Origin of the sequence: Thalassospira povalilytica, from assembly GCF_002844235.1 — a bacterium.
GTDB lineage: Bacteria > Pseudomonadota > Alphaproteobacteria > Rhodospirillales > Thalassospiraceae > Thalassospira > Thalassospira povalilytica.
In genome coordinates, this window is record NZ_PGTS01000001.1 from 403,716 (window position 1) to 429,744 (window position 26,029).

At 44.8% G+C, this 26,029-nt stretch carries 22 protein-coding genes; 21 read left to right on the plus strand and 1 reads right to left on the minus strand.

Annotated features, from left to right (window positions below; genetic code table 11):
- The first annotated feature begins 49 nt into the window (after positions 1 to 49).
- The 11 genes from mntR (at position 50) to CU041_RS01745 (ending at position 12,061) form a co-directional block, all read left to right on the plus strand.
- Complete coding sequence (mntR, locus tag CU041_RS01695) at positions 50 to 484, plus strand: manganese-binding transcriptional regulator MntR (protein ID WP_101245525.1); 435 nt, start codon at positions 50 to 52, stop codon at positions 482 to 484.
- Positions 485 to 656: 172 nt separating this feature from the next.
- The gene (gene pseB / locus CU041_RS01700; RefSeq protein WP_101245526.1) at positions 657 to 1,682 is read left to right on the plus strand and encodes a UDP-N-acetylglucosamine 4,6-dehydratase (inverting); all 1,026 of its coding nucleotides are present in this window, start codon (positions 657 to 659) and stop codon (positions 1,680 to 1,682) included.
- A gap of 110 nt (positions 1,683 to 1,792) precedes the next feature.
- Positions 1,793 to 2,944 (plus strand): N-acetyl sugar amidotransferase, encoded by a 1,152-nt coding sequence (locus tag CU041_RS01705; RefSeq protein ID WP_101245527.1) that lies wholly within the window; start codon positions 1,793 to 1,795, stop codon positions 2,942 to 2,944.
- A 3-nt stretch (positions 2,945 to 2,947) separates the two neighbouring features.
- A complete protein-coding gene (gene hisH / locus CU041_RS01710) occupies positions 2,948 to 3,565 on the plus strand; it encodes an imidazole glycerol phosphate synthase subunit HisH (RefSeq protein ID WP_101245528.1) in 618 nt (205 codons plus the stop codon).
- Positions 3,566 to 3,568: 3 nt separating this feature from the next.
- Positions 3,569 to 4,324 carry an imidazole glycerol phosphate synthase subunit HisF gene (gene hisF / locus CU041_RS01715; RefSeq protein WP_101245529.1) on the plus strand — a complete coding sequence of 252 codons (756 nt, stop codon included), beginning with the start codon at positions 3,569 to 3,571 and terminating at the stop codon, positions 4,322 to 4,324.
- Positions 4,321 to 5,061 (plus strand): cytidylyltransferase domain-containing protein, encoded by a 741-nt coding sequence (locus CU041_RS01720; protein ID WP_101245530.1) that lies wholly within the window; start codon positions 4,321 to 4,323, stop codon positions 5,059 to 5,061. The genes hisF and CU041_RS01720 overlap by 4 nt, the downstream gene beginning before the upstream one ends.
- A gap of 11 nt (positions 5,062 to 5,072) precedes the next feature.
- Positions 5,073 to 5,708 carry a pseudaminic acid biosynthesis-associated methylase gene (locus tag CU041_RS01725; RefSeq protein WP_101245531.1) on the plus strand — a complete coding sequence of 212 codons (636 nt, stop codon included), beginning with the start codon at positions 5,073 to 5,075 and terminating at the stop codon, positions 5,706 to 5,708.
- 143 nt (positions 5,709 to 5,851) lie between these two features.
- Positions 5,852 to 7,561 carry a glycosyltransferase family protein gene (locus CU041_RS01730; protein ID WP_101245532.1) on the plus strand — a complete coding sequence of 570 codons (1,710 nt, stop codon included), beginning with the start codon at positions 5,852 to 5,854 and terminating at the stop codon, positions 7,559 to 7,561.
- Positions 7,545 to 8,924 carry a hypothetical protein gene (locus CU041_RS01735; RefSeq protein WP_101245533.1) on the plus strand — a complete coding sequence of 460 codons (1,380 nt, stop codon included), beginning with the start codon at positions 7,545 to 7,547 and terminating at the stop codon, positions 8,922 to 8,924. The genes CU041_RS01730 and CU041_RS01735 overlap by 17 nt, the downstream gene beginning before the upstream one ends.
- A gap of 3 nt (positions 8,925 to 8,927) precedes the next feature.
- Positions 8,928 to 10,610: an ATP-binding cassette domain-containing protein gene (locus CU041_RS01740; protein ID WP_170310074.1), complete on the plus strand. Its 1,683-nt coding sequence runs from the start codon at positions 8,928 to 8,930 to the stop codon at positions 10,608 to 10,610.
- A 35-nt stretch (positions 10,611 to 10,645) separates the two neighbouring features.
- Entirely contained in the window at positions 10,646 to 12,061 is a 1,416-nt protein-coding gene (locus CU041_RS01745; protein ID WP_101245535.1) for a hypothetical protein, read from the plus strand.
- Between the two features lie 37 nt (positions 12,062 to 12,098).
- Here CU041_RS01745 and CU041_RS01750 read toward each other — a convergent pair whose 3' ends face one another.
- Entirely contained in the window at positions 12,099 to 13,010 is a 912-nt protein-coding gene (locus CU041_RS01750; protein ID WP_170310075.1) for an FkbM family methyltransferase, read from the minus strand.
- Positions 13,011 to 13,305: 295 nt separating this feature from the next.
- Between CU041_RS01750 and CU041_RS01755 the strand changes: the two genes are divergently transcribed.
- The 10 genes from CU041_RS01755 (at position 13,306) to CU041_RS01800 (ending at position 25,987) form a co-directional block, all read left to right on the plus strand.
- Positions 13,306 to 14,337, plus strand: a complete 1,032-nt coding sequence (locus CU041_RS01755; protein WP_101245537.1) for an N-acetylneuraminate synthase family protein — start codon at positions 13,306 to 13,308, stop codon at positions 14,335 to 14,337.
- A gap of 30 nt (positions 14,338 to 14,367) precedes the next feature.
- Complete coding sequence (locus CU041_RS01760) at positions 14,368 to 15,180, plus strand: SDR family oxidoreductase (RefSeq protein ID WP_101245538.1); 813 nt, start codon at positions 14,368 to 14,370, stop codon at positions 15,178 to 15,180.
- Complete coding sequence (locus CU041_RS01765; RefSeq protein WP_101245539.1) at positions 15,180 to 16,637, plus strand: aldehyde dehydrogenase family protein; 1,458 nt, start codon at positions 15,180 to 15,182, stop codon at positions 16,635 to 16,637. Before CU041_RS01760 ends, CU041_RS01765 begins: the two co-directional genes overlap by 1 nt.
- A 47-nt stretch (positions 16,638 to 16,684) precedes the next feature.
- Complete coding sequence (locus tag CU041_RS01770) at positions 16,685 to 17,431, plus strand: acylneuraminate cytidylyltransferase family protein (RefSeq protein ID WP_101245540.1); 747 nt, start codon at positions 16,685 to 16,687, stop codon at positions 17,429 to 17,431.
- Positions 17,432 to 17,450: 19 nt separating this feature from the next.
- Positions 17,451 to 20,153, plus strand: coding sequence for an FkbM family methyltransferase (locus CU041_RS01775; RefSeq protein WP_101245541.1), 2,703 nt, complete (start codon positions 17,451 to 17,453; stop codon positions 20,151 to 20,153).
- A 228-nt stretch (positions 20,154 to 20,381) separates the two neighbouring features.
- The gene (locus CU041_RS01780) at positions 20,382 to 21,467 is read left to right on the plus strand and encodes a glycosyltransferase (protein ID WP_170310076.1); all 1,086 of its coding nucleotides are present in this window, start codon (positions 20,382 to 20,384) and stop codon (positions 21,465 to 21,467) included.
- 103 nt (positions 21,468 to 21,570) lie between these two features.
- The gene (locus CU041_RS01785; RefSeq protein ID WP_101245543.1) at positions 21,571 to 22,596 is read left to right on the plus strand and encodes a glycosyltransferase family protein; all 1,026 of its coding nucleotides are present in this window, start codon (positions 21,571 to 21,573) and stop codon (positions 22,594 to 22,596) included.
- Positions 22,597 to 22,633: 37 nt separating this feature from the next.
- On the plus strand, positions 22,634 to 23,650 hold the full coding sequence (locus CU041_RS01790) for a GDP-mannose 4,6-dehydratase (RefSeq protein WP_233432973.1): 1,017 nt from the start codon (positions 22,634 to 22,636) through the stop codon (positions 23,648 to 23,650).
- Complete coding sequence (locus CU041_RS01795) at positions 23,647 to 24,762, plus strand: glycosyltransferase family 4 protein (protein ID WP_101245544.1); 1,116 nt, start codon at positions 23,647 to 23,649, stop codon at positions 24,760 to 24,762. The genes CU041_RS01790 and CU041_RS01795 overlap by 4 nt, the downstream gene beginning before the upstream one ends.
- Before the next feature lie 133 nt (positions 24,763 to 24,895).
- A complete protein-coding gene (locus CU041_RS01800; protein ID WP_170310077.1) occupies positions 24,896 to 25,987 on the plus strand; it encodes a glycosyltransferase family 4 protein in 1,092 nt (363 codons plus the stop codon).
- Positions 25,988 to 26,029 lie beyond the last annotated feature (42 nt).

Consider the following 26,029-nt stretch of genomic DNA (forward strand, 5'->3'; position numbering starts at 1 on the left):
TGCAAACTTAGTTGTTATGAAGGTTGCGGGACAGAAATTGGAGAGATCAATGGGCGACAAAGCCGTGGTAAACCCGCGTCACAACAAGGCCGAAGTCTTCGCCCGCCTGCGCGACGCGCATGCCAGGGAAGTGACCGAGGATTACGTTGAAATGATCGGCGACCTTATCGCCGAAGAAGGCGAGGCCCGCTCGGTCGCCCTTGCCGAACGCTTCGGCGTGACGGCCGCAACCGTGAACAACACCATCAAACGCCTCGAACGCGACGGCTTCGTCACATCACGCCCCTATCGTGCAATTTTTCTAACCGAAAAAGGCGAAGCACTCGCCAAAAAGTGTCGCGAACGCCACCAGATCGTCTATAACTTCCTGGTATCCATCGGCGTCGACCCCGAAATCGCAGAATTCGACGCCGAGGGGATAGAACACCATGTCAGCGAGGAGACGTTGGCGGTGTTTGCGAAAGAAACGGGACGGTCATACTGATTGAAAATTGAATTCACACAGGTATCTGTTTGTAGATAGGGCTTGTGACGGGAGATATACTGTCATAAGACTTGCTAAAATATCTCTGAGCGTGAGTGAGGCTGGGTCAAATTATGGGCTCGTCAAAAGCATGCTGAGATAACGTGTGGAATAATGAGTCAGAGCAAGAAATTTGACAGAGTTTATTAGATCTTTTGATGCACCAAGCGTGGATCTGTCTGGGAAGTCAATTTTAGTGACGGGGGGGACTGGCTCGTTTGGTAGGGCATTTGTCAGACACGTTTTAGAGCACCATAGCCCTAAAAAGCTCATAGTCTTCTCCCGAGATGAGCAAAAGCACTTTGAAATGGCCCAAGAGTTCGACGCGGTCAAGTATTCTTGCATGCGCTACTTTATCGGAGATGTGCGTGACTACAGCAGGCTTGAGATGGCTATGCGAGATGTCGATATAGTGGTTCATGCTGCAGCCATGAAGCACGTGCCTGCTGCCGAATATAATCCATTTGAATGTATTCGTACGAATGTCAATGGAGCTGAAAACCTTGTCAGGGCAGCCTTGGCCAATAGGGTGTCAAAGGTAATCGCTTTGTCTACAGATAAGGCGTGTAGTCCCATAAACTTGTATGGGGCAAGTAAACTTGCATCAGATAAAATTTTTGTTTCAGCAAACAACTTAAGTGGTGAGCTTGATACACGATTTTCCGTTGTGAGATATGGAAACGTGATTGGGTCCAATGGTAGCGTGTTGCCATTTTTCCAAAAGATAATAGCATCCGGCGCTGATTATCTTCCAATTACAGACCCTAGAATGACGCGATTTTGGATCACGCTTAGCCAAGGTGTCTCTTTTGTCCTTTCGTCACTTTCAATGATGAGGGGGGGGGAGATCTTTATTCCGAAGATTCCAAGTATGAAAGTAACGGATCTGGCAAGGTATTTAGCGCCATCGTTACCGATTAAAGTTGTTGGGATTCGACCGGGAGAGAAGCTGCATGAGGCGATGAGTACAGAGGATGACTCACGCAACATGATGGAGCTCAATGATCGGTATGTTATCGAACCAGAGCTTGTGTTCTGGAATTCAAGGCATAGTTACTCAAACGTTGGTCGCCGTGTAGATGAAGGTTTCAGCTACGTTAGTAATATGAATACTGAATGGCTAGATGACCAGACGCTGGACGAGTTGCTTAAAAAATAGCTTTTCCAGTGTTGTGTCGGTTTTATTGTAGATGGCTTGCAATAGCTGAAGCTGTGCTCAGCTTAAGAAGGTGTCACTTTTTGTAAGTACTGAAGATTGAGGCGATTTGAATGTTGCGATATTGCACCAAGTGCTTGTATCCGCATACCAAACCGGATCTAGGTTTCGATGAGCATGGTGTGTGTAGTGCATGTAACGCTTTTAATCAGCGTAAGGAAGTTGATTGGGAGCTCAGGGAAAAAGAATTCCTGCAAGTGGTAGAGGCCTTCCGGAGCCGGGATGGGGCCAGCTATGACTGTATAGTGCCGGTTTCTGGCGGGAAAGATAGTACTTACCAAGTTATTAAATTGTTGCAGTACGGTCTCAATCCGCTGTGTGTAACAGGCACGACTGACTCTCTTTCGGCTTTGGGAAGACGGAATATAGACAACATCAAGTCCTTGGGAGTTGACTATATCGAGTATTCGTTCAATCCAATTGTTCGTAGAAAATTGAACCGAATTTGTTTGGAGCAAACAGGAGATATCTCTTGGCCTGAACATGTTGCGATTTTTACGACTCCTGTTCGAATGGCCGTGAAGATGGGAATCAAGCTGATTGTATGGGGGGAAAATCCCCAGCATGAATATGGTGGTCCCGCTGCAAGCCAGAACAGCAAGCACTTAGATCGCCGGTGGCTGGAAGAGTATGGGGGACTTTTAGGTCTCAGGGTTAGCGACCTAATAGGACAGATGAATATTCAAAATCGAGACCTGATCCCTTACATGTATCCGAGTGATCAAGAACTCGAAAAGTCCGGCGTGACGGGCATATTTCTTGGCTATTATTTCCCATGGGATGGTTTGTCTAACGCATTAATAGCTCAGGCGTATGGGTTTGAAGTGAGCCCGACTATTGTTGAGGGCTCGCTTGCCTGTTACGAGAATCTGGATAACCATCAAACTGGTATCCATGACTATTTCAAATTCTTGAAGTTTGGATTTGGGCGGGCTACGGATATCGCTTCAAATCACGTCCGTCGGGGAAGAATTCTGCGTAAAGACGCTCTGGAAATGGTCAAGCGGCACGACGGTAAGTATCCACATACTTGTTTGGGTAAACCTCTAGACGAGATTTTATGTGAAATTGATATGTCCAGAGATGAGTTTGAAAGGGTGTGTGATCGTTTCACGAACAAGCGTATCTTCAAGCGTGACGACGAGGGTAATATACTTCGTTCAAAAGATTCCTCTCCGTTGAAAATCAATTGGGATAACATGTGATTGATGACTGTGAAAAGCGTTGCAATCTTAGATCACGGCTTGTGTAATATACACTCTATTGCTCGATCATTCGAGCAATGTGGAGCAAATGTTAGTGTGGTCACCCAAGCTAAAGATATTTGCAGTGCTGACCGGCTTGTTTTACCTGGGGTTGGGGCGTTTTCAGCAACAGTCAAGATCTTACGTGCTGGTGGATATGAAGACGCAATAAAAGAATTTGCCAAGATTAAAGAGCGTCCATTGCTCGGTGTTTGTCTTGGCATGCAATTACTGGCCGATACAAGCGAAGAAGGTGGTATGGAGACCGGGCTTGGCTTGGTTCCAGGGCGCGTTGTGAGGTTAAATGCCAGTAAAGGAGAGAGAATTCCACATGTAGGGTGGAATGAGGTGATGTTGAGGTCCCAAAGTCGATTGTTTTCAGATATACCGAACTGTTCAGATTTTTATTTTGTTCATAGTTACAAGTTTGTTTGTGAAGACAACTATGTAATTGGAGTAACTGACTACTGTGGTGGCTTCGTTTCAGCTGTGTCGCTTGGAAATGTGTCGGGTGTCCAGTTCCATCCTGAAAAGAGTCAAGGCTTTGGCCGCAAAGTCCTTAACAATTTCATGTTAGCTTAAGATATGCTAAAAACACGTGTCATTCCAACATTGCTGTTTAAAGACTTTGGGTTAGTCAAAGGTAAAAAGTTTGACTCATGGAGACGTGTTGGCTCTGCAATGCAAGCTGTCAGCGTTTATAATATGCGTGACGTTGATGAGCTTATATTTTTGGATATATCAGCCAGCCCTAATGGCGCCGAACCCGATTTCGAGCAAGTAGAAGAACTTGCGCGGGAATGCAATATGCCGCTCACAGTAGGTGGTGGTGTAAACAAGGTTTCCGACATTAGAAAATTACTTGAGGTCGGTGCGGATAAAGTGGCCATAAACACTGCTGCTTACTATAAGCAAGGACTTGTCGAAGAAGCGTCCAAATTGTTTGGTAGTCAGTGTATTGTAGCGTCAGTGGATGTTAGCACGGGCTCGGGTGAGCCTGAAGTTGTTGCATGCTGCGGCACTAAGCAAACCGGCTTGAGGCCAGTGGACGCTGTGAAGCGATTGGAGGCAAGTGGAGCTGGAGAAATTCTACTCACTTCAATCGATAACGACGGTCTAATGAACGGATACGATATTGATTTGATAAAGTCAGTAGTCGAGGCAGTTAGTATTCCAGTGATAGCATCGGGCGGAGCAGGTACGTACCAGCACATGGTTGATGCTATTGTTGTAGGTGGGGCATCCGCTGTTGCTGCTGCAAGCATTTTTCACTTTACTGAATGCACGCCTAGTCAAGCAAGGGACTACCTGCGTCTTAACGGAATTCCAACTCGGAAATGAATAAATCAGTCGTTGTGGTACAGGCGAGAATGACCTCGACAAGGTTGCCTGGCAAAGTGTTGATGGATCTTAATGGGAAAACGGTTCTGAACCACGTGTTGTCTCGTTGCAAACGAATTCGAAACGTTGAAGATGTTTGGTGTGCAATACCTTCTGGTGAAGAACATGATCCAGTTTCTGAGGAGGCGCTCCTCGCAAGAGTAAAGGTCCATCGTGGTTCTGAAACCGATGTGTTAAGTAGATATGCTGCTGTAGCTAGAGAGAGTTCAGCCACCTCGGTTATCCGGGTCACGAGCGACTGTCCACTTATTTGCCCTGACGTCTGCTCGGAGGTTCTTGGCCTGTTCCACGAGAGCGGAGCAGACTATGCTTGTAACAATATGCCGCCAAGCTGGCCGCACGGATTGGATTGTGAAGTATTTTCCTCTGGAGCGCTATTTGCAGCAGAACAATCAGCTGCCGATAATTTTTCTAGGGAGCACGTTACTCCTTGGATTCGAGCGAATACTTCATTGCGTCGAGTTAACTATGCATGTGAACAAAAGGGTCTCTCGTCTCTTAGATTGACACTGGATTATCCAGAAGACTATAGAATGCTCAGTGAGCTTTTTCGTAAACTTGGTAATTCTGCGGACAAAGCTGAGTTAAGCGAGATTTTAAGTGCTCTGGATAAGTATCCTGAAATAATAGACCTTAATGTCGATTGCATTGATAAAAACAGAATTAACAGCAAGTGAGAATACCAGATATGACTACCGGAGCGCGGAAGAACGAACAGCAAGAGTTTTGGCGGGGTGAGTTCGGAACTGATTACATTAATAGAAACTCAGCTTCGTCAGCAGAACTTCGCGCGCGTCTTACGTTGTGGTCTCGGATTTTGGATTGTATTAAAGGTGAGGAACCCACCGGAATTCTCGAAGTAGGTTCTAATATTGGTAATAACCTTAGGGCATTACGCCTTTTATCTGGGGCGCAGATATTTGCTCTGGAGCCAAATTCGGAAGCTCGAAAGATTCTGGTGGAAGATAATGTCCTGCCGCAAGAGAATGTATTCGAGGGTGTGGCCGATATGCTGCCGTTTGAAGACAGTTCTATTGATCTTGTCTTTACAAGTGGTGTTTTGATTCATATCCACCCGAATGATTTGGAGCGCTCTATGAGAGAGATACATAGAGTCTCAGGAAAATACATCGTTTGTATAGAATATTTTTCGGATAAACCCGAGGCTATACCCTATCGTGGGCACACCGATAAATTGTTTAAACGGGATTTCGGTGGATACTACATGGACTTATTTCCGGAATTGAAGCTCATAGATTATGGTTTTTCTTGGAAGCGGGCGTCAGGGTTGGACAACTTAACTTGGTGGGTTTTTAAGAAGTAGTTGTATTTATTTTCTATGAATTGAATGTTGAGCCTTTAGATTTCAACCTTTGGCTTAATCACTCTGGAAAATATATGTAGCAATTAGCCCTACGGAAAGTTGGATCTTTCACGCATTGCATGAGCATCAAATAATTCCGCCACGTGATTACCTTTGGCTCTGACATCGTCACAGGTAATGCCTATCTGCTAAATTTGGTAATTCTACTTTGTGAAATGAAACTAAAAAAATTTTTTTTTTCTGCTGCTAGGCCAGCAGCATGGTATCGGCAGATTAAGCGTACCTGTCACTACGTCACAAAGTCATGGTACTGGTCCAAACTAGATAAATCTTATTCCGAATATTTATCTCTTGAAAGCGACAGCGAAGGTACGGCAGTGCTTGTGGAGGGGCTTTGGGATAACCCAAATCAATTTTACAGGCTTCGTGCTTTTCTGGAGGGGCTCGATCCCTCAAAACGTCAAGTTCTCGCCGCTGTCGTAAGGAACAAACGAGACAGGTCGGTTTCTACTTTGAAATCACTTGGTTTTAAAAAGTTCTATTATATAGATGATTGCCCTGAAATTGATTCAGATCGCTTTGCAGGGCAATCATTGAGGGATCGTCACCGTAAACTTGTTAATTTGAGATCTCTAACGTTGACGACAGGGCTTCCAGTCTTCGTCGTATATGACACTGTTCTGAAAAACAAAAGAACCCCCACAGTGAACGTTGAAGGGGATGATTACCTAGCTGCACTTGCTGATGCGGCTAGATTAGATCGTTTCTATAGTGCGATCTTAAAGGAATTAAATCTGTCGGCGGTGGTGTTTAGTCATCCCTGGAAGACAGAGTTTGCAGTTATGGCATGGAAGTCAATTCAACATAATGTTGCATTCTTTCACTTGAATGGCATGTATGAATCGATGCGGATTAGGGCGATAAAGTCGGTAGATGACTTTCTTTTGCCAATTGAAGTTTGCAAATACAAAGACTTTCGCAATTTGCCTAATATGGTCAAGGAAAAATTGTACCAACGAGGCAGGGATTATTTGCAAACTAGAGGAAATACCGGAAACACTGATATAAATGAGACTATGGCCTTCTCAGGTATTCCTACAGCGGAAGATTTGGCCTCTAATCTAAAAATACCACCCAGCAAACATGTCTGCTTAATTTGTGGACATGCATGGTTTGATTTTCCTCATGCGTTTGGAATGGCTAATTTCAGGGATTTCGTCGATTGGTTTGAGGTTACCTTGGAGGTGATAGCAAAAAAAACAGACATCGTCTGGTTGCTTAAGCCGCATCCGACAGAGGAATGGTATGGCGGGGCGAGAATGCGCGACTTTGCATCAAATCTACCTAGTCATGTAATATTACTTGAAGAAGAAGTTTCTACGGAAGCCGCGCAAGAGTTTGCTGATTCCATCGTTACGGTCCACGGTACGATCGGCATGGAAGCTGCCGCAAGAGGAAAGCCGGTGTTATGTGCCGATAAAAACCCTTATCTGGACTGGGAGTTCGCAACTACTGCGCAAAGCAGGCAGCAATACATTGAGCTTCTCAAAGGGGTAAATCAACTTAAGCAGCCATCGAGTCAAAAAATGGATGAGGCAGCTACTTGTTTGTATTTAAATGTTGCTCCAACTGATGAGGAACATGGGTTAATAAAACTTGTTGCTGACCACGAGCAGCCAAGTTTAATTTTCGGAAATTTGTTAGAGCTATGTAAAAAGCCGAATTCCATTGTCGAACAAGGTCAGAAGGTACGTGATTGGCTGAATTCAGACACTCACAGCTTTAGCGTGTATCATAAGATTAGGGCTGTTAAACAATTGGACATTGGAAACGATAATGACAAAGAAGTATAAAATCGGTCTATTTATTGATCATGATATCATGATACGTCATTTTTTGCATTCTCGAGTTTTCGAAGGAATTTTCAAATGTCATGATGTCGATGTGATTGTTCCGCCAGCTAGCAACAAAAGAATCTCATTGGACCCTGCACCATGGGTATTAAATTCCCGGTTGGTGCGTTTGGACGCGAACCCGGTAACCCACAGATTATGGGCACGCTTGATGCAAGTTCAAGCAATGAGGTTTAATAGGTCTGCTCCGAGCATGAGAAAGGCGTGGCGCTTAGTTCAGTCCTGGAAATCGGAACTGCTTCATACTGTTCTAGGCTTCCCAGGAATATTTTATTTTTTCCAGTTGTATGTTCGAAATTTTGTGAAAAACAACCCGAATGTCGAACTCGGTGATCTGATCAATCGGCAAGGGTATGATGTTGTTCTCAACGCAGGTATACCGAATGGAATATTCGTTAACGATTTGATCGTTGAGTGTCGTAAAAATGAAATTCCTCTGCTCTATATTATGAATTCATGGGACAATCCAAGTGCGGGTCCATTTGCCGCAGGAAGGCCTGACGCATTTTTGGCATGGGGGCCTCAGACTGCGCAGCATGCGAGAGAGTATCAGGGATTCCCTCAAGAAGATGTTTATACGATTGGGGCAGCGCAGTTTGAGGTCTACAAGACAGAGCCTACTGTAACGAGGCAAGAGTTTTGTCGTACCCATGTTATCCCCGAGCAAGCAAAAATTATCTTATACGCAGGTGGCAGTTTAGGCACCAACGAGTTTGAGCATCTTCAATTGTTAGAGGATGCAATTGAGCGCGGCAAAGTGGAGAATGCGGTAATAGTCTATCGGCCCCATCCTTGGGGAGGAGGGGGGAATGCCGGCGATAAAATAATTTCGCATCACTGGAAGCATGTACGGATCGAAAGTACGATGAGAGACTATTTGCTCTCTATAAAAACGCGCGGTTATCATCTAACATTCCCGAGTTATATTGATACGCACAATGTTCTCAATGCTGCTGATGTTGTGATCTCTCCGTTATCTACAATCTTGATAGAGGCGGCTTTACATCAAAAGCCAATCATGTGTTTTTTGCCTCTTGAAGATGTTAGTGCGCGGCATTTTCAAACAGTACACAACCTTCCCCATTTCCTGGACTTGCAACAAGACCCTAATGTGGTGCTAGCCAAAGGGCGTAATGAACTTATATCGAAGCTACCACACTTGCTTGGTCGCTTGGAGCAACGCGATTTTTCCGAAAAGATATCAAAAACGTGTGAGTTCTTTGTATCCACGCACAATAAATTATACAGTGATCGCGTAATTGAAGTGGTGGAAAAAGTCTTGCAAAAGAAGAAAGAGATTTAAGGGGTGTTACGTTTTAATATCCCATTCGGCAATACGTGGAGGAAACTGTCTGGTCACAGACGGTCTATTTTATTATTTATACTGCTACTAATGGTTGTTTCCTCTCTGGATGCGGTGAGCTTGTCTATCATCCCTGCTGTTTTGACCTACGTTGGAGGAGGCGGCAGTGACGGGTCTTATGTGCCGAATTTTATACTGAGATTTGTAGATTTTAATGGTGTGGCGGATATCTATATATTCGTCGTGGCATTTTCGATTTTATTTTTGATAAAAGTATTTTTGGAGTCTTTTGCAAATGTTGCGTCAGGTGTGATCACCCGTCAGATAAGAGATGACTGGCGGTCGAAATATTTTCAAAGACTATTCGATATGCCATACATGTACTTTTCCTCGTATCCTTCTGGTACGCACTTGGAGAATCTTATTAATCAGCCGATTAGAGCTGCTAAATATGTTAGATTGAACTTATCTATTGCAACGACATTTATTTCTATCGTGTCGATGTTGGTCCTCCTGTTTGTGATGTCACCGGCTGCTACGCTGTTAATTGGTGGAGTGTTTTTAGTTTTAATGGCAATAGTTGTTTTTCCGATCCGATCCTTGTCGACTAAGTTGGGAGCGGAGGAAAATAGAAAATTGCAGTCGGTTAGTGCATGCGCATCTGAAGCAGTTCAAGGTGCGCAGCAAATTAGAATCTTCAGCTTGCAAAAAAAGTGGAGGGAGCAACTTTTCAGGTTGTCACTTAGGCAATCAGGAACAGCAACTCATATATCGATTGTTAACGAAGCTCCTAAACTTCTATGCGTGGCTGTACTCGTAATTTTATTGGTTTTTGCAATATTGTTTTACTCTGAAGATATTGAAAAGGCGGTTCCTTTGGCCGCTTTGTTTGTTGTCGTTGGTCAAAAGATACAAGCGGCGGCGAGCTCAATGTTGTCATACTATTCGCAAGCACGAAATTTTCGTCCTTCATTTGATATTCTTCATGAGAGATTAAATACTGTTGAGATGAAGAATGCGGCGATTGAACGCAAGCTGCCAAAAAAAATAAATGTTATCGAGTTTAAACATGTAAGCTTTTCGTACCCAACAGGAGGCCGTGAGTTCAAAAATATTTCATTCTCAGTTAGGGCAGGTGAGATTACTTCGTTTGTTGGTCCGTCTGGCGTTGGTAAGACCACACTCTTAAACTTGTTGTGTGGGCTCCTGGATCCCCAAGGTGGCGAGGTGCTTGTGAATGGCGTGCCTCGTTATTCTCCCTGTGACGAAAAGTGGTTTGCTCGTGTCGGGATGGTCAGCCAAGATAATTTCCTGTTTCGGGATACCGTGGCGAACAACATCTCATTAGGCGTCGGTATCGAAGGGGTTCGAGAGGCGGCGATCCTAGCTGGTGCGGATGAATTTATTATGTCGTTAAAAGGCGGCTATGGGCACATGCTCGGTGAAGGGGGGCATGGTCTTTCAGGCGGGCAGCGTCAACGTATTGCTATAGCGAGAGCCATTCACCGAAACTGTGATGTCGTGATATTTGACGAAGCGACTAGCGCATTAGACTCGCAAAGCCAAGAAGTGGTTATTCGAGCGATGGAACAACTAGCTGCAGCGGGAAAAATTGTGATTGTAGTGACCCATCGAGAAGAAGCGCTCAGGGGGACGACTAAAACAATTAATGTTGCCGAATTATAGGTTGGAATTTTGACCGTGGGACTTGTTTTGAATAAATGTCTGCTAAAATGAAAAAAAAAATAAAGCTTTGGTTAAGGGCAATGGGGTTGATTGGGTTTGCTGAAGCTGCCCAGAGATACTGGATATCATCTTCTCGACGGCGGCTAGAACTGTTTGTTCTTTCTAAGCTGCGAGACGAGAATATTTGGATAGACCCAAAAGACATTGATGTGACTGTTGGTGTTGTCTGGGAGACCCGGCTTAATCAACTTTTGGACATTCAGGAAAGCGAACGAGTCAGAGTTCTTCGTATTCCTCGGGCTGTTTTTCATCCGGGCTGGTTTCGTTATCTTCGTTCTTTCGTTCGCGAAGCAAAAAGTGTTCCTATGGGAGAGTACTCTCTAGACCACTATTTTGATAAGAAATATAACAAAGGTCGAAAAAAATTTAGGGAGTATTGTCTAAAAGTATTTAAGGTAATTTCAAAAGAATATAAAATCGATACATTTGTTATGCCCAAGGTTAATGATGATTGGGCTGTTGATTGCATCATGGCTTTGAATGAGGGAGGCTACAAATTATTAGTTGATGATAGAGAGAGTATAATTACCAGTCAGCGCATGAAAGTCGTCGCGCCGAAGTTAAAAGAGCTACTGAATATAAAGTTTGATCGACTTCTGGTGCATAACGAACTTCATAAAAAGCTTTTTCTTGACGCAGGGATCCCAGAAAAGTTAATCGAAGTTAATGGGATGCCGCAAACAGACTATTGGTTTTCTAAAAAATGTTGGAAAGATGGAAAATCAATTCACTCTAATATCAGCTCTGAAAAAATCAAGATTCTTTATTTCTCGTTCGGCCCCCGCACATATATGAATTTTTACTATGGTGACGAGAAAAGAGATTGGTCGTCTCTTTGTGCTGACTATCATGATGTTATATTAAAGATTCTTGAGGAAAGCTCTGATAGGGTCCAGATTATTTATAAGACTGGTGGGAAGCCATTAAGGGATCTGTATCCAGGATTCGAAACATTTCAGGCTGGAGCAAAGCGCTATATCGAAAACCACTCACTTTTGATGCTTGATGGAAGCTATAGTTCTTTTGATCTTATTCGAAATTGTGATCTTGTCCTCGGGTTCCAAACATCAGGATTGCTTGAAGCAATGTTTACTGATGTGCCGATTGTTTACGGAGGATGGGGCGAGCTCTTTGACGAGATAAAGGATACTCTTTTGCCGTTGCATGAATGTGAAGGGGTCCATCATGCTAAAAGTCGAGACGACTTGTATGGTATCATCCGAGCACATTTGTTTGGAAAAATAACTCGCAGCCTATCTGAAGAGCAGCGCCAATCTAGAATTCGAATGAGAGAAATCTATTTTAATAGAGCTGACGGTGCTGTATCTCGCAGATTACTTCGAGCAGTGAAGGAGATATCTAAGAATTCATCTCGTGGTGGGCAGGGATAATGTTATCATATTTCGAATATTTATTTGTCCTCTGAATTCACAGCGTATAGCTTTTGTTTTTAGGGAGCATTAATATGTTTGAATGTTTATAGTCATTTCGGACTTTGTGCTTTTTGAAAGAATTTTCTCTCCATTCATATGAATCGTAAGAGAAGTTCATTATGAACTCAATTATTTCTTTGCTACGAGCTGTGTGGTCGACTCCTAAGTCACCTACTTCAATGCATATAATCGGTTGATGATTTTTTAAAGTGTTGGTCATTCCTTGTAGGACTTCTTTCTCAGCACTTTCTGCATCTACTTTTACGAATGAGGGTTTTATTTTTTTATCGTTGCAATAATCATCAATTGTAATTGCTTTTACCTTTACACTATTACTCTTTGGCTGTTTTATACGGGGGAGTCTTGCATCACGGACCGAGTTAAAAGCAGAAAAAGAAGTGCCGTAATCATTGATTTCTAATTCAGTGTTTTCGCACCAAACTGCAGCGTTGTTTAAGTATGCATTTTCTTCAAAACAATTGCGCTTTAAGCAGGCAAAGGTTGTTGGGACTGGTTCAAAAGTATGTACTTGCCCGTTCGGGCCGACGAGATCTAGAGCAAGAGAGCTGAAGAACCCAATGTGACCACCTACGTCAATAACTGTGTCGCCAGGGCTTAAGAATTTGACGAACGCGCGAGCTACTGCTTCTTCGAGATATCCAAATCTTAATATTTCAGAGGAAACAACTTCCGGGAGAATAACGTTGAATTTTTTCCCCCAAAAGGTGGTGCAGCTGCTTTTCCTATCTAGATTCATATGACGTAACAGGCTGCATTGAACCGTTGTAGCAAACATATTTGGTGCTGTAAGCAGGCGCTTCCCCCAGCTTAGGCTGGAGAGCCTTTTGCGACGATGTACCGCGCTGTTCAAGTGTGCTTCAACATGTTCTGCGAATTTTTTTAGCATGTCCATTCCATGACTAAAATTAATACTGCGATGACTACTACTCTGTTACGAGAATGATTTCCACCGTCAACAGCATTTTGCCGTTAAGTTCAGTTGGTGTCAGTGGGCTCGATTTGCTGTCTGGATTTCACATGGTCGTATCTTGCGGAAATGTCTATCTGTGTTATAGGGAGGGCAAGTTAGTCCAAATTTAGTCTGGTTAATAATCAGCAACATCTGGGTGACAGTAGCATTTCAGAGTATCCGGGGCGCCCTTATTGTTGGGGTTTTACGAGGCTCTTTAAATAGGTGAACGATGTTCGAAAATCTTGAGGAAAAGCGTCAAAGTTACGTTATCGCAGAAGTCGGAAATAACCATCAGGGTGACCTTGATATAGCCCGCAAATATATAGAAAAATTTGCGGCGCTTGGGGCTTCGGCGATCAAATTTCAAACACGAAATAATCGATATCTATTTTCTGAGAGCGGATACTCAGCGCCGTATAATAGCGAGCACTCGTTTGCCAAAACGTATGGCGAACATCGTGAACTTTTAGAGCTTAAGCCTGAGTGGCTTCCAATTTTAAAAGAGGACTGTGATCGAGTGGGGGTTGATTTCATGTCAACACCATTTGATGAGCCCAGTTTGGATTTGCTATGCAGTATCGGTGTGAGTTTGCTGAAGGTTGCGTCTTTCGATCTTGGCAATTTGCCGTTCTTAAGCCGAATTGCATCTAAAGGGTTGCCGGTTGTACTTAGTTGCGGAGGTGGGCAATTAGAACAAATTCGCGCAAGTTATGAGGTTTTGCGAAGAGGGGCGCCTGAAGTGGCTATCCTTCACTGCGTTTCGGAGTACCCTTGTGAATACAACATCCTGGGGTTGAATAATATTGATGTCCTTGCGAAAGAATTTCCCGATTGCACCATAGGCCTTTCAGATCACTTCACAGGCATTCTTTCTGGTCCTGTTGCCTATATGAAAGGAGCCCGAGTTTTTGAAAAGCATGTGACATTGAACCGAGCGTGGAAAGGGACCGATCACGGATTTGCACTAGAGCCTGAAGGGTTTCGAAAGTTCGTGAGAGATATTTCTCGCGTGCCGCACATGTTAAATCCTAAGCCTGCAGATGAGTTGGGAACCGAGATGGTTTTCAAAAAGCTCGGCAAGTCCATTGTTGCCTACAAAGATATTCCTGCCGGTGAAAAATTAACGTTGGATAATTTGACAGGCAAAATCTTCGATAACCAGGGTATCCCGGTTCGGCAATCAGTTGAAGTAATCGGAAAGTCGGCTGTCCAAGATATAGCTGCAGGTCAGTTGATCCAATTTTCTCAGTTGAGCGACTAAAAATCTACTTTTTAGACTGGAAATATTCAAATGACGTCCCACTCAGGCTTCGATGTCGCTGGCGAGATAGTTGTTGTTACTGGGGCTGGTGGTCAACTAGGCTCAGCTTATGCGCGCGCATTTTTGGAATGCGGAGCTTCCGTTTGGGGGCTTGACATAGTTAACAATTCGGCGATTAGCAAACTTGAGGAGGAGTATCCTTCTCTTTTCAAGTTTCGACAGGCAAACATTACCATTAAGACTGATCTTAAAAAAATTGCACAGGAAATGACTGACAGTGCAAGTTTGCCAACCGTTTTGTTAAACAACGCTGCTCTTGATTCTCCGCCGAAAGCCCCGGCAGAGGAAAATGGTCCGTTTGAGGAATATCCAGAATCTTCCTGGGATGAAGTTCTCGACGTCAATCTGAAGGGGATGTTTCTGTGTTGTCAGGTGTTTGGTCGATTAATGGCGCAGAAAAGGAATGGTTCCATAATAAATGTGTCATCAATATATGGTGTTGTAGCGCCGGATCAGAGCCTTTACGAATACAGAAGAAAAAGGGGTGAGAATTTTTACAAACCTATTGCCTATTCGGTTTCTAAGTCCGGCGTTTTAAATTTGAGTCGGTATTTGGCGGCGTACTGGGCGAAAAGCAATGTACGTGTGAATACGCTGACAATATCAGGCGTTTTTAATAATCAAGAACAAGAATTTCTGGAGCAATATTGCTCTAGAATTCCTATTGGAAGAATGGCACTGCCAAGTGACTATTGTGGGCCAGTTTTGTTTTTGGCCAGTGCAGCTTCAGGGTACATGACGGGAAGTAATTTAGTCGTAGATGGCGGGTGGACGGCGATATAATGGGTGATCTTATTAAAATTCGAAATTGGATTGCGGGGAAAGAGGCATCACCTTCAAGTGGGCTTTGGCTAACCAAGTTCAATCCACATAGTGGCGAGCCTATGTCAGAGGTTGCGGGATCTAACTCAGTAGACGTCGCGGCAGCTGTTCAAGTGGCTAGGTCGGCTTTTGATGATTGGTCATCATTTACTCCACTCCAGCGCGGTCAATTTCTCGCTGACATTGCGTCCAAAATGGGAGAAAGAAGGGATATCCTTGCAGCCTGTGTTGCAGAGGAAACAGGGAAGCCGCCGCAGGATGCTGCTGCAGAAGTCAGCGGAGCGATACTGCAGGCCGACTTCTTTGCGGGAGAGGGAATGCGACTGTATGGGCGTACTCTGACTTCATCAATGCCGCATAAATCTAGCAGGTTGCAAAGAGAAGCAATTGGTGTTGCAGGTTTAATTGTCCCGTCGAATACCCCGATTGCAAACATTGCGTGGAAAATGTTTCCTGCGTTGATTTGTGGAAATACTGTGGTTTTAAAGGCCGCAGAAGATGCACCTGGGATAGCACATCTGATGGCGGAGCTGACGCGCGACGCGGGGCTCCCGGACGGTGTTTTCAATGTTATCCAAGGGGACGGAGGATCTGCGGGAGCGGCTCTGGTAGCGCATCCGGATGTTGATGTGATCAGTTTTACTGGCTCGACGTCGGTGGGACGGAAAATCGCTACAATTGCTGGCGAACGATTAGCGCGCGTTTCATTGGAACTCGGGGGAAAGAATCCTTTTATCGTTTGTGACGACGCGAATATTGATGAGGCGGCCAAGTGGGCAGCGTTATCTGCGTTTAGCAATGCCGGGCAGCGCTGTGCAGCAGCTAGCAGAATTTACGTTCAAAAATCAGTTTACGGGACCTTCAAAGAGGCTTTTGCGAAAAAAGCTAACTCACTCAAGCTTGGTATCGATGAGGGGTGCGATTTAGGGCCGCTGATCAATAAGCGCCAATATGAATTTGTTGTTGAAATACTAGGTAAACTGTCGTCAGAGAATCTGGTTTGCGGTGGTCTCGAACGAACACCCTCTAACATCCGCTCTGGATACTACATTCGACCAACAATTTTGGAGAGTTTACCAACGGACTCAGAGATCCACAAACTAGAGCTTTTTGCGCCAGTTGCGTGTTTGTATTCCTTTGATACACCTGAGGAGGCAGTAGAGAAGGCTAACGATACGGACTATGGGCTAACAGCTGCGATACATACTGCCAGTATAGATAGAGCCGAGTGGTTTGCGAGAAAGGTCCGTGCGGGTGTTGTGAATATCAATATCGGAACATATGGAAGCGAACCGCATATGCCGTTTGGTGGTTTTGGGGTATCGGGCAATGGCACCAGAGAACCGGGCTTGGAGGCATTGGATGTGTATTCAGAGCTGAAGAATATATCGGTACTTTCTCGTCCGTTTTTAATCTGAGGGTGGCGGGTCTCGATGAAGCCTTTCCCGTATAAAATGGTATTTTGATGATAAGCAGCGTAGCACTGATTCCTGCTCGATCTGGTTCTAAACGAGTTCCAAATAAGAATGTTTACCCGTTTGGTGGACACCCTCTGTTGGCCTACACGGTCTCCGCTGCAATCAAGAGTGGTGTTTTTGATGCTGTTGTATGTGCAACAGACTCTGAAGAATATGCCTCGGTTGCACGTTATTATGGAGCGGAGGTCCCGGCCCTCCGCGATGCCGCGATATCTGGGGACAAATCGCCAGATATCGAATGGGTGAAATGGATTCTCGAGTTTTTGGAGGATCGAGGTCGAACTTTTGACGCCTTCAGCATTCTGCGGCCAACAAGCCCATTTCGAACTGACGATACCATCAAGCGGGCTTGGAAGCTTTTCTGCGATAATCCCAAAGCGGACTCTTTGCGGGCGATTGAAAAATGTAAACAGCATCCTGGAAAAATGTGGGTTGTTCAGGCCGATAGAATGCTGCCCATACTACCCTACTCAAATAACGGGACACCTTGGCATAGCAGTCAGTATACGGCATTACCGGAGATATACGTACAGAACGCAAGCCTCGAAATAGCGCGGACTGAGGTTGCACTTGCGCGAAACAGTATCGCAGGACAATCCATTGTGCCGTTCATTAGTCAGGGCTTAGAGGGTTTTGACATTAATGACATTGAAGACATCTGGCTTGCTGAGCGTTTGATGACAGACTGTCCGGATCTGTTGCCAGTAATCGGTTGTCCGCCTTTCTCTATTTAATTCTACTGGAGTTTGAACAATGGGAGATTTAATCGGCCAAGAGGTGGCGGGAAAGCTCTTATACTATCCCTATCGTGAGCTGAAGCGTATTTCAGAAAGCGGCAGAGGACAATTTGAGCACACCGCGCTATTCGCGGATATGTGTCGATTGAACGCGCTGTACATGATTTCGCGTGCAGGTTCCGGACATATTGGAAGTAGTTTCAGTAGCTTAGATATTATTAGTTATCTACTCTTATGCGAACTTGATGTTGGTTTGAGCGCGACTGACGGTAAAGATATCTTCTTCAGTTCAAAGGGACACGATGCGCCTGCTTACTATGCCGCATTGATGGGGACTGGGGCGATCAAGTTCGAAAATATTCATAAACTTAGAAAGATAGATGGCCTTCCTGGGCATCCCGATGTTCAGACTAAGGGAATTGTAACGAATACAGGTTCTCTTGGGATGGGTGTATCGAAGGCCAAAGGCATGATTTACGCCAATCGTCTCAAAGGCCGCTTAGGGCGTGTAGTCGTGATGACTGGTGATGGTGAGTTGCAGGAGGGACAATTTTGGGAGTCCCTCGTCTCCGCCGTAAATAACAAGCTTTCAGAACTTATAATTCTGATTGACCACAATAAGCTTCAGTCAGATACCTTCGTTAAAAATGTTTCGGATCTTGGTGATTTAGAGCAAAAGCTAAGTGCGTACGGTTTATGTGTCGCGCGGTGTGATGGAAACGATGTGGTTGCACTATCCGAAACGTTTAAAGCAATCCGCGACGATGTAAGGCCGAAAGTTATTATCGCTGATACGGTCAAAGGTAAGGGTGTTTCATTTATGGAGCACACTTCTTTGGACTCTGACGTAGATATGTATGCCTTTCACAGCGGGGCGCCGGATAAAGACGCCTATCAGTTAGCCGCGAAAGAACTGATTTTGCGTGTGCAAAACAGAGCTGAACAGCTTCATTTAGGCACCATTGAGTTGGAAACAGAGGCAGTTGAACCTGGGCAGGGGGCGTCGAGCGAGGTAAAAAAACTCATTCCGGCTTATTCGGAGGCACTAATAGCTCTTGCGAGCAAAAGGGATGATGTTGTCGCGCTTGATGCAGATCTTGTTCTGGATACAGGCCTTATTCCGTTCAGAGAAAAGTATCCGAAACGCTTCTTCGAATGCGGAATTGCAGAGCAAGATATGGTGTCTACCGCAGGTGGGATGGCGCTGGGGGGGCTTCTGCCTATTGTGCATTCGTTTGCGTGCTTCTTGTCCTCACGTCCCAATGAACAAATCTACAACAATGCGACAGAGAGAACGAAAGTAATTTATATCGGCTCTTTGGCTGGCGTGCTCCCTGGGGGGCCCGGGCATTCGCATCAAGCAGTCCGGGATGTTGCAGCATTGTCCGCAATACCTGATTTTGCAATTGTAGAACCTTCGTGCCCCTCGGAAGTAGGAAATCTGCTCGAATGGTGCGCTAACGTGCACACGGGCAGTAGTTATATGCGCCTGACATCTATTCCATGGGAAATCCCCTTCGATTTGCCATCAAGTAGAAGTGTTTCCTTTGGGCAAGGAAACGTATTGCTGGAAGGTGCTGATATTGCTTTAATATCTCATGGCCCCATTATGTTGAGCCAAGCATACAATGCGGTCAAAAAATTTGCACAAGACCGTGCAATTGAGGTCAAGCTTATAGATATGCCATGGCTGAACCATGTAGACGACAATTGGTTGGAGCAAGCTTTGGCAGGTTGTAGTGCCGTTTTGTGCGTCGAAAATCATTACAGTCGCGGTAGTTTGTCAGACACGCTCGCAAAGGTTTTAGTCCAGAGTAAGAAGCTTAATGTAACATTTTCCACTCTCGGGTTAACAGATGTTCCTCCATCAGGAACAAATGCACAGGTGCTGGAGAGTGTTGGATTGAATGAACCTTCAATATTAGATCAATTGATTTCAATTGCAGATAGCGTGCAGCGCTACAGTGTTAAACGCAATGAAATCACTGCTGTAACTGAAGGATATTCACTTTGGACACAGAACTCACTAGAAGAGTATAGATGTAAATCGTTCCGAACAAAAGAAGCGGAAACGGTTGCTTGGATTGAGCAAGTAATGCAAGACGGGGACGTCTTATATGACGTTGGTGCTAACATCGGTCTCTACGCGATATTTGCGGGCTTAATACATCCTAATTCAACGGTATATGCTTTTGAGCCTCTCGCGAGAAACTTCAATCGTTTGTGCGAAAACATTCAGCTGAATAACAGTGGGAATGTCGTGCCACTACACATAGCGCTTTCTAATGTGTCGCGCATCGACCAAATGCATGTCAGTGATGAGCGCGTCGGTGGTTCTGGCAGTCAACTTGGGGCGCCTGTAAGTGATGAAGGCGAGCCATTTGTGCCAGTCGCTGTTGAGCATGTTCCAACATTCAGCATGGATGCTTTGATTGAGAGCCTAAGCATAGTTGCTCCAGATCATATCAAAATTGATGTCGATGGGCTTGAGGCCAAGATCGTCGAAGGAATGGACGAAACTTTATCGAGCGGATCTGTTAAATCTGTTCTAATTGAATTGAACAAAAACATCACAGATCAAGCCAGAATTTTTGACTACATGAAAGGGAAGGGATACAGCGCAAACCACGTGCTAAACTCCCACCCTAATCATTCACGCCATCGGCGGTCAGCGGAAAAGCATTCGAATGTCGAAAATGTAATATTTACTAAAGATTGATTCGGTCAACTAGATAATACATGCTCGTTAAGTGCTGAGCCGGAAGGTATATAAGCTCGGAATCTTCTATGTATAGGAGATTCCGAGCTTGAGTTCTTCCTGCCATCTTCCTCGGCAAATTTCTGCGAATAGATGTCTTTAACGCGTTTTAGTCGCTTAGGAAATTACGAGTTTCGTTACTATCCTTCTGAAAGTCAGTTCTCTCTAAAGTAATTAGATGAAATATTGGTGATCTGCGAAGAAATGAAACAAAATAAAATTGGATATCTTCTTAAGAGCGGGAGGAGTAACCGTCTCGTTGAAGGTATGCCGACGGAATTTTTATATGGATACCCTCAATTAAAGAAGTTTGGGTATGATATAAATTTAATTGGCGAGGAAGAATTATCATTGGAAGCAGAGCCTTCCAAGATTTGGAAGGTGATCAACCATATAACTTACGTGATGGTAGGGGTTCCAGGTTGGGCATTTTGGCGAATTTTTTGTAAACGTAAAGTATTTGATTCATTTGATGTTGTATTTACAACAACAAATACATTTGGGATTTGCCTATCTCTACTATCTCGATTGAGATTGATTGACTGCAAAGTTGTTTTCTTAGCAATGGGGCTAATTGACTTAGGCACTCCAAAACGATGGGTTTCTTTTTATGGATGGGCTCTGAAGACTACTAGGGTATTAGCCTTGTCTAATCCTGATGCGCGCAATTTGAGCAAAACTTTAGCGCGCAAGGTGGAGTACTTGCCGTTTGGAGTTGATGCTCAATTTTGGACTCCGGCAAAAGGTAATCTGCAGGGAGGTGATTTCGTATTGAGCATCGGGAGTGATCGGCATCGTGACTACAAAACATTGATCGCTGCGTGGAGAAGTGACTTTCCGACTTTAAAGATCGTCACAAAGTTGCCTGTGCAAACCTCGAAACCAAATATTGAGATCATTTCAGGCGATTGGCACTCGCAGGTTATTTCTGATGCAGAGATCAGGGACATGTACAGGAATGCTAAATTTGTTGTTTTGCCTATTCGTAATACCTTTCAGCCTTCTGGACAAAGCGCCGCTCTCCAGGCTATGGCCTGTGGAAAGGCGGTTGTAATTACAGATTTCCAAGGCTTATGGAACAGAGAGCTGATGCAGGATCAAAAGACATGCTTCCTCTCAGGTCCGCCGGGTGATATCGCTGCTTTGCAGGGAGCGATTGCTGCTGCACTCCAGAATCAAGAAGACGTTGAGAAAGTTGGAGCGGAATCGCGATGTTGTATCGAAATCAATTTAAATGTAAATATCATGGCAAGTTGCCTGATGAATGAATTTTGATATTTACTGGATTTTCTTTGAATTTTTAGCGGAAATACTTTCCGTATTTGTGTAGCGCAAAGCGCAGTCGAAAATTTTATTTTGTGGAATAATAGATAGTGTGATGAAGGTTGCCATTGGATACCATATTCAAGACGGACCTTGGGGGGGTGGGAACCGTTTTGCAAGTTGCCTAGTTAAGGCGCTTCAGAGTGAGGGGCACAGTGTGGTTTTTTCTCTGAATGATGACGATATCGATATTATCCTATTGACGGATCCGCGGGTCCGTAGTCCTAACGTGTCGTTTGGAGCAGGGAGAATATTAAGATATCTTTTTTTAAAGAATAGTAATGCAATAGTGTTGCATCGAATAAATGAATGCGATGAACGGAAAAATACTAAATTCATGAATTCGCTTTTAAAGCGGGCAAATTACTGTGCTGACCATACGGTTTTTGTAGGAAGTTGGTTGAAGGACTTACCAACGTGGAGTGGTACGCTTCATACTCCTAGCTCTGTTATTCTCAATGGAGCGGATTCAGAAGTGTTTAATTCATCAGGATACAAACGCTGGAACCATGTAGAGCCGCTGCGCCTCGTGACCCACCATTGGGGTGGGAACTGGATGAAGGGCTTTGATGTATATAGTCAGATAGATGACATGCTAAGTGATGGTAAATGGCGGGGAAGAATGGAGTTCACCTATATCGGGAATTTACCCGATGGATTTGAATTTAAAAATGCAAAAGTTTTAACTCCAATGAATGGTAGAGCTCTAAGTGAGGAGTTGTCTCGGCATCACGTCTATGTAACGGCATCGATATGCGAGCCAGGAGGTAACCACCAAAATGAGGGCGGAGCGTGCGGACTTCCACTACTCTACCGCAATAGCGGATGCCTTCCTGAGTATTGTAAAGGCTACGGTATTCAATTTGATTCAGATGGCTTTGAGGGGGCTCTGGAAGAAATGATCTCTAACTATGAGGTTTATGCCAACCAGATGAAGTTTTGGCCGCACTGGGCCTCCAAAACGTGTAGGGAGTATCTTGAACTTTTTGAGAGACTGATTTCTGATCGAGACGAAATCGTGAATAAGCGAAAGCTGTGGCGAAATCCATGGTTGGTGCTGAGGAATCAGCTTCCTATCTGACGCAAGGTGGCGACATGAGAGTTTCAGCTGGTAACCGATGGCTCTTCCGATGGGCATGAGCAAGAAAAAGGCACTTGTATTTGGTGTATCAGGGCAAGATGGTTCATTGTTGGCCAGGTTGCTACTTGCGAAAGGCTATGAAGTTCACGGAACGTCCAGAGATGCTGAAACAAGTTCGTTTGGCTCCCTGGATGCTTTGGCAATTAAAGATAAGGTGCATTTGCATTCGACGATTCCGACGGACTTTAGGAGTGTTCTGCAAACTGTTGATCGAGTATCCCCAGATGAAATTTACAACCTCGCAGGTCAAAGCTCTGTAGGGTTATCGTTTCATCAACCGGTAGAAACACTTGAGAGTATAGCGACCTCTACGTTGAATATTCTCGAGGTTATCCGTTTCTTAGGCCTTTCAGCAAAGTTCTACAGTGCGGGATCATCCGAGTGCTTTGGAGATACAGGCGAAAGGCCCGCAGACGAAACAACACCATTTCATCCGCAAAGCCCTTATGCCGTAGCGAAAGCAACGGCGTTCTGGCAAGTTGCTAACTATCGTGAAAGTTACAACCTTTTTGCCTGTACTGGCGTGTTGTTCAATCATGAGTCCCCTTTGCGCCCGAGCCGTTTTGTGACCAGGAAAATTGCAGCAGGGGCGGCAAAAATCTACAAAAGTGGTGGTGGGGTTTTGGAGTTAGGGGACCTGTCTGTCATGAGGGATTGGGGATGGGCCCCTGAATATGTAGAAGCGATGTGGGCAATGTTGCAATTAGATCGACCTGAGGACTTTGTAATTGCAACAGGACAAGTATCAAGACTGCAGGATTTCGTTGCGCACGTATTCAGTCAATTGGGGATGAATTGGCAGGATCATGTACGTGTAAATGAGAATCTTTTACGTCCTTCCGAGATAAGATGTGGTTTCGGTGATGCGAGTAAAGCCCGCAAGCTTTTAAATTGGTCAGCTAAAGTTACCATGCCAGAGATCGCTAGGCGTTTGGTTCGGGCAGAACTCTCGAGGCTGGACGGTCAACAAAATTGCAAAGGTCTGGGGCTTTGAAAATTAAGGATGCGCTCCGAGCGGGGAAAATTGGTTGTCAGGCGCTCCCATGGAGATTAGCCGCTGCTTGTGGACTGTGGCAGGGGGGGGGAGCTCCGGTTAAGTTCGTTTCAGAGAAGGTTAACTGGGCGATACAGACTGTAGGTGAAAATATAGGTTGGCATCTGAATAACAAAATGCCCGGCTCATTTGAAATGACGAGTGTGCCCTATAAAAACTGCCACAGAGTTGTCCATTTCGGATCACAGTATATGTGGCTCGCGTGGCAGAAGCATATGCCAATAGGAAACAAATATGTTGTTTCGTTCTTTCATGGCAAGCCTGAAGATGGTCCTGATGTAGCTGCTCATATCGATCAGTTTGTTGCGAGCAGTGATCTCATCAGCACGGTTATTACCGGTTCCAGTATAGTAGCTAAAAGACTCGCTTCATGGGGAATTCCAGAGTCGAAGGTTTGTTTGATACCAATCGGGGTTGATACGCGAAAGTTTGTGCCTCCTTCTGAAGCGGAGAGGCTTGCTGCTCGGCAAAAATTTGGTGTCAAGGATGGTGAGATCGTTATTGGGTCCTTTCAAAAAGATGGCGTCGGTTGGGGCGATGGAATGGATCCGAAGCTAATAAAAGGTCCGGACCGTTTAGTTGAAGTTGTTTCACAATTGGCGAAAGATCTTCCAATAAAAGTTTTTCTTACCGGACCTGCGAGAGGTTACGTTAAGAGGGGGCTTGAAAATAGCGGTGTTGAGTATATTCATCGATACCCTAAGGATCATTCGGGGCTAATTGAGTGCTATCATGCATTGGACATGTATTTTATGACCTCCCGAGAGGAGGGGGGGCCAATGGGGTTGACTGAGAGCATGGCGTGTGGTGTTCCGGTCGTGTCTACTGCGGTTGGCATGGCCCCGGATTTGTTGACTGGCAACATGACAAAAGGCCTGATTGTAAATTACACTGCGGAAACGTTTGCTGACGCCGCTCGACGCTTTCTTGACGATCAAGACCTTATCGAAACTCTCAAAAGTGAGAGCTATAATAAAGTACAGAAGGTTGATTGGCAGCACGTCGCTGACGCACATTGGGAAAAAGTTTATAGTAAACTAGTATCCAGATGATGTGTTTTTGGGTTTATTTTAATAATAGTCTTAAATCACAATTTTTTATTACAAGTTATTATGATTATTAAGTGAGCTTGAATGTAAGGAAGAATTTTTATTCAAGCAAAAAAGGCGTAAAGGTGGAAGCGTAGTGTCATCTATTGATCCTTACCACAAAAAGATCTTTCGTTCGTGCTGGCGTTCTATGCAAGGGCTCATAGCGATTTTAGGTGGGAAGCGGTCATCGGGCAAAGTGTCTGTTTGGTATGCAGGAGCTCAGTCCGGCAACATTGGTGGGCCTTTGGTAAAGGTTCAGCGGTTGAAGGAGTTCTTTCCTGAAAGTCGCTTGAATTTTACACATGCTTATTTATTGTCAAACTGCCCTTACCTCCCAATGTGGGCGCTAAAGTGGCTAAAGTGGCGCAGAATCCCGATCGTTTTGAACCAGAACGGTGTGTTTTATCCGGCATGGTTTGATGGAGACTACAAGCAAAAGAATAGCGAGATGGCAAAGGCATGGCAGTTGGCTGACTATGTTTTTTACCAGAGTAACTTCTGCAAATCTTCTGCGGAAAAGTTTTTGGGTAAGCGATCTGGTCCTGGTGAAGTTCTATTCAATGCTGTTGATCTCGAACACTTTAAGCCCGATCCCGCACGCAAAAATACTAGACCTATTCTATTGCACACTGGGAAATTGACCCGTCACATGCTCTATCGTGTCGAGGCCCTTTTGAGAGGGTTCTCGTTGGCCCTTATGAAAGGGTTGGATGCTGAACTACGTATAGCGGGGTGGATGGATGGATTTGTATTCACGCGGCTCACGCAGTTGGTAAAAGAGCTGGACCTAGGAGAAAGGGTTTCTTTTTTAGGTCCTTATGATCAGAGAGTTGCGCCGTCTTTGTATAGTTCCGCCGACGCATATGTTACTTTGACATTTAACGATGCTTGTCCCAGTTCGGTAATCGAAGCCTTGGCTTGCGGTCTTCCCGTCTTGCATTCAGCCTCTGGAGGCGTTCCGGAACTCGTAACAGAGAAGGCGGGGGTTGGGCTACCTGTAGAAAATGGATATGATCGGATCGACGTTCCATCGATAGATTTGATCGCCGATGGGTTGGCTGAGATTCTCAATGACCTGCCAGTTCGTCAAGCCGCTGCTCGTGAGCGTGCTGTTGAAGCATTTGATATAAAGAATTGGGTTGGTCGCCACTCTGCTATATTTGAGCAGCTATCTGCGCGAAGGTAGAAAGCTGTATCTTCATGGGGGGGCAGCAGCGGAAACGCGGCG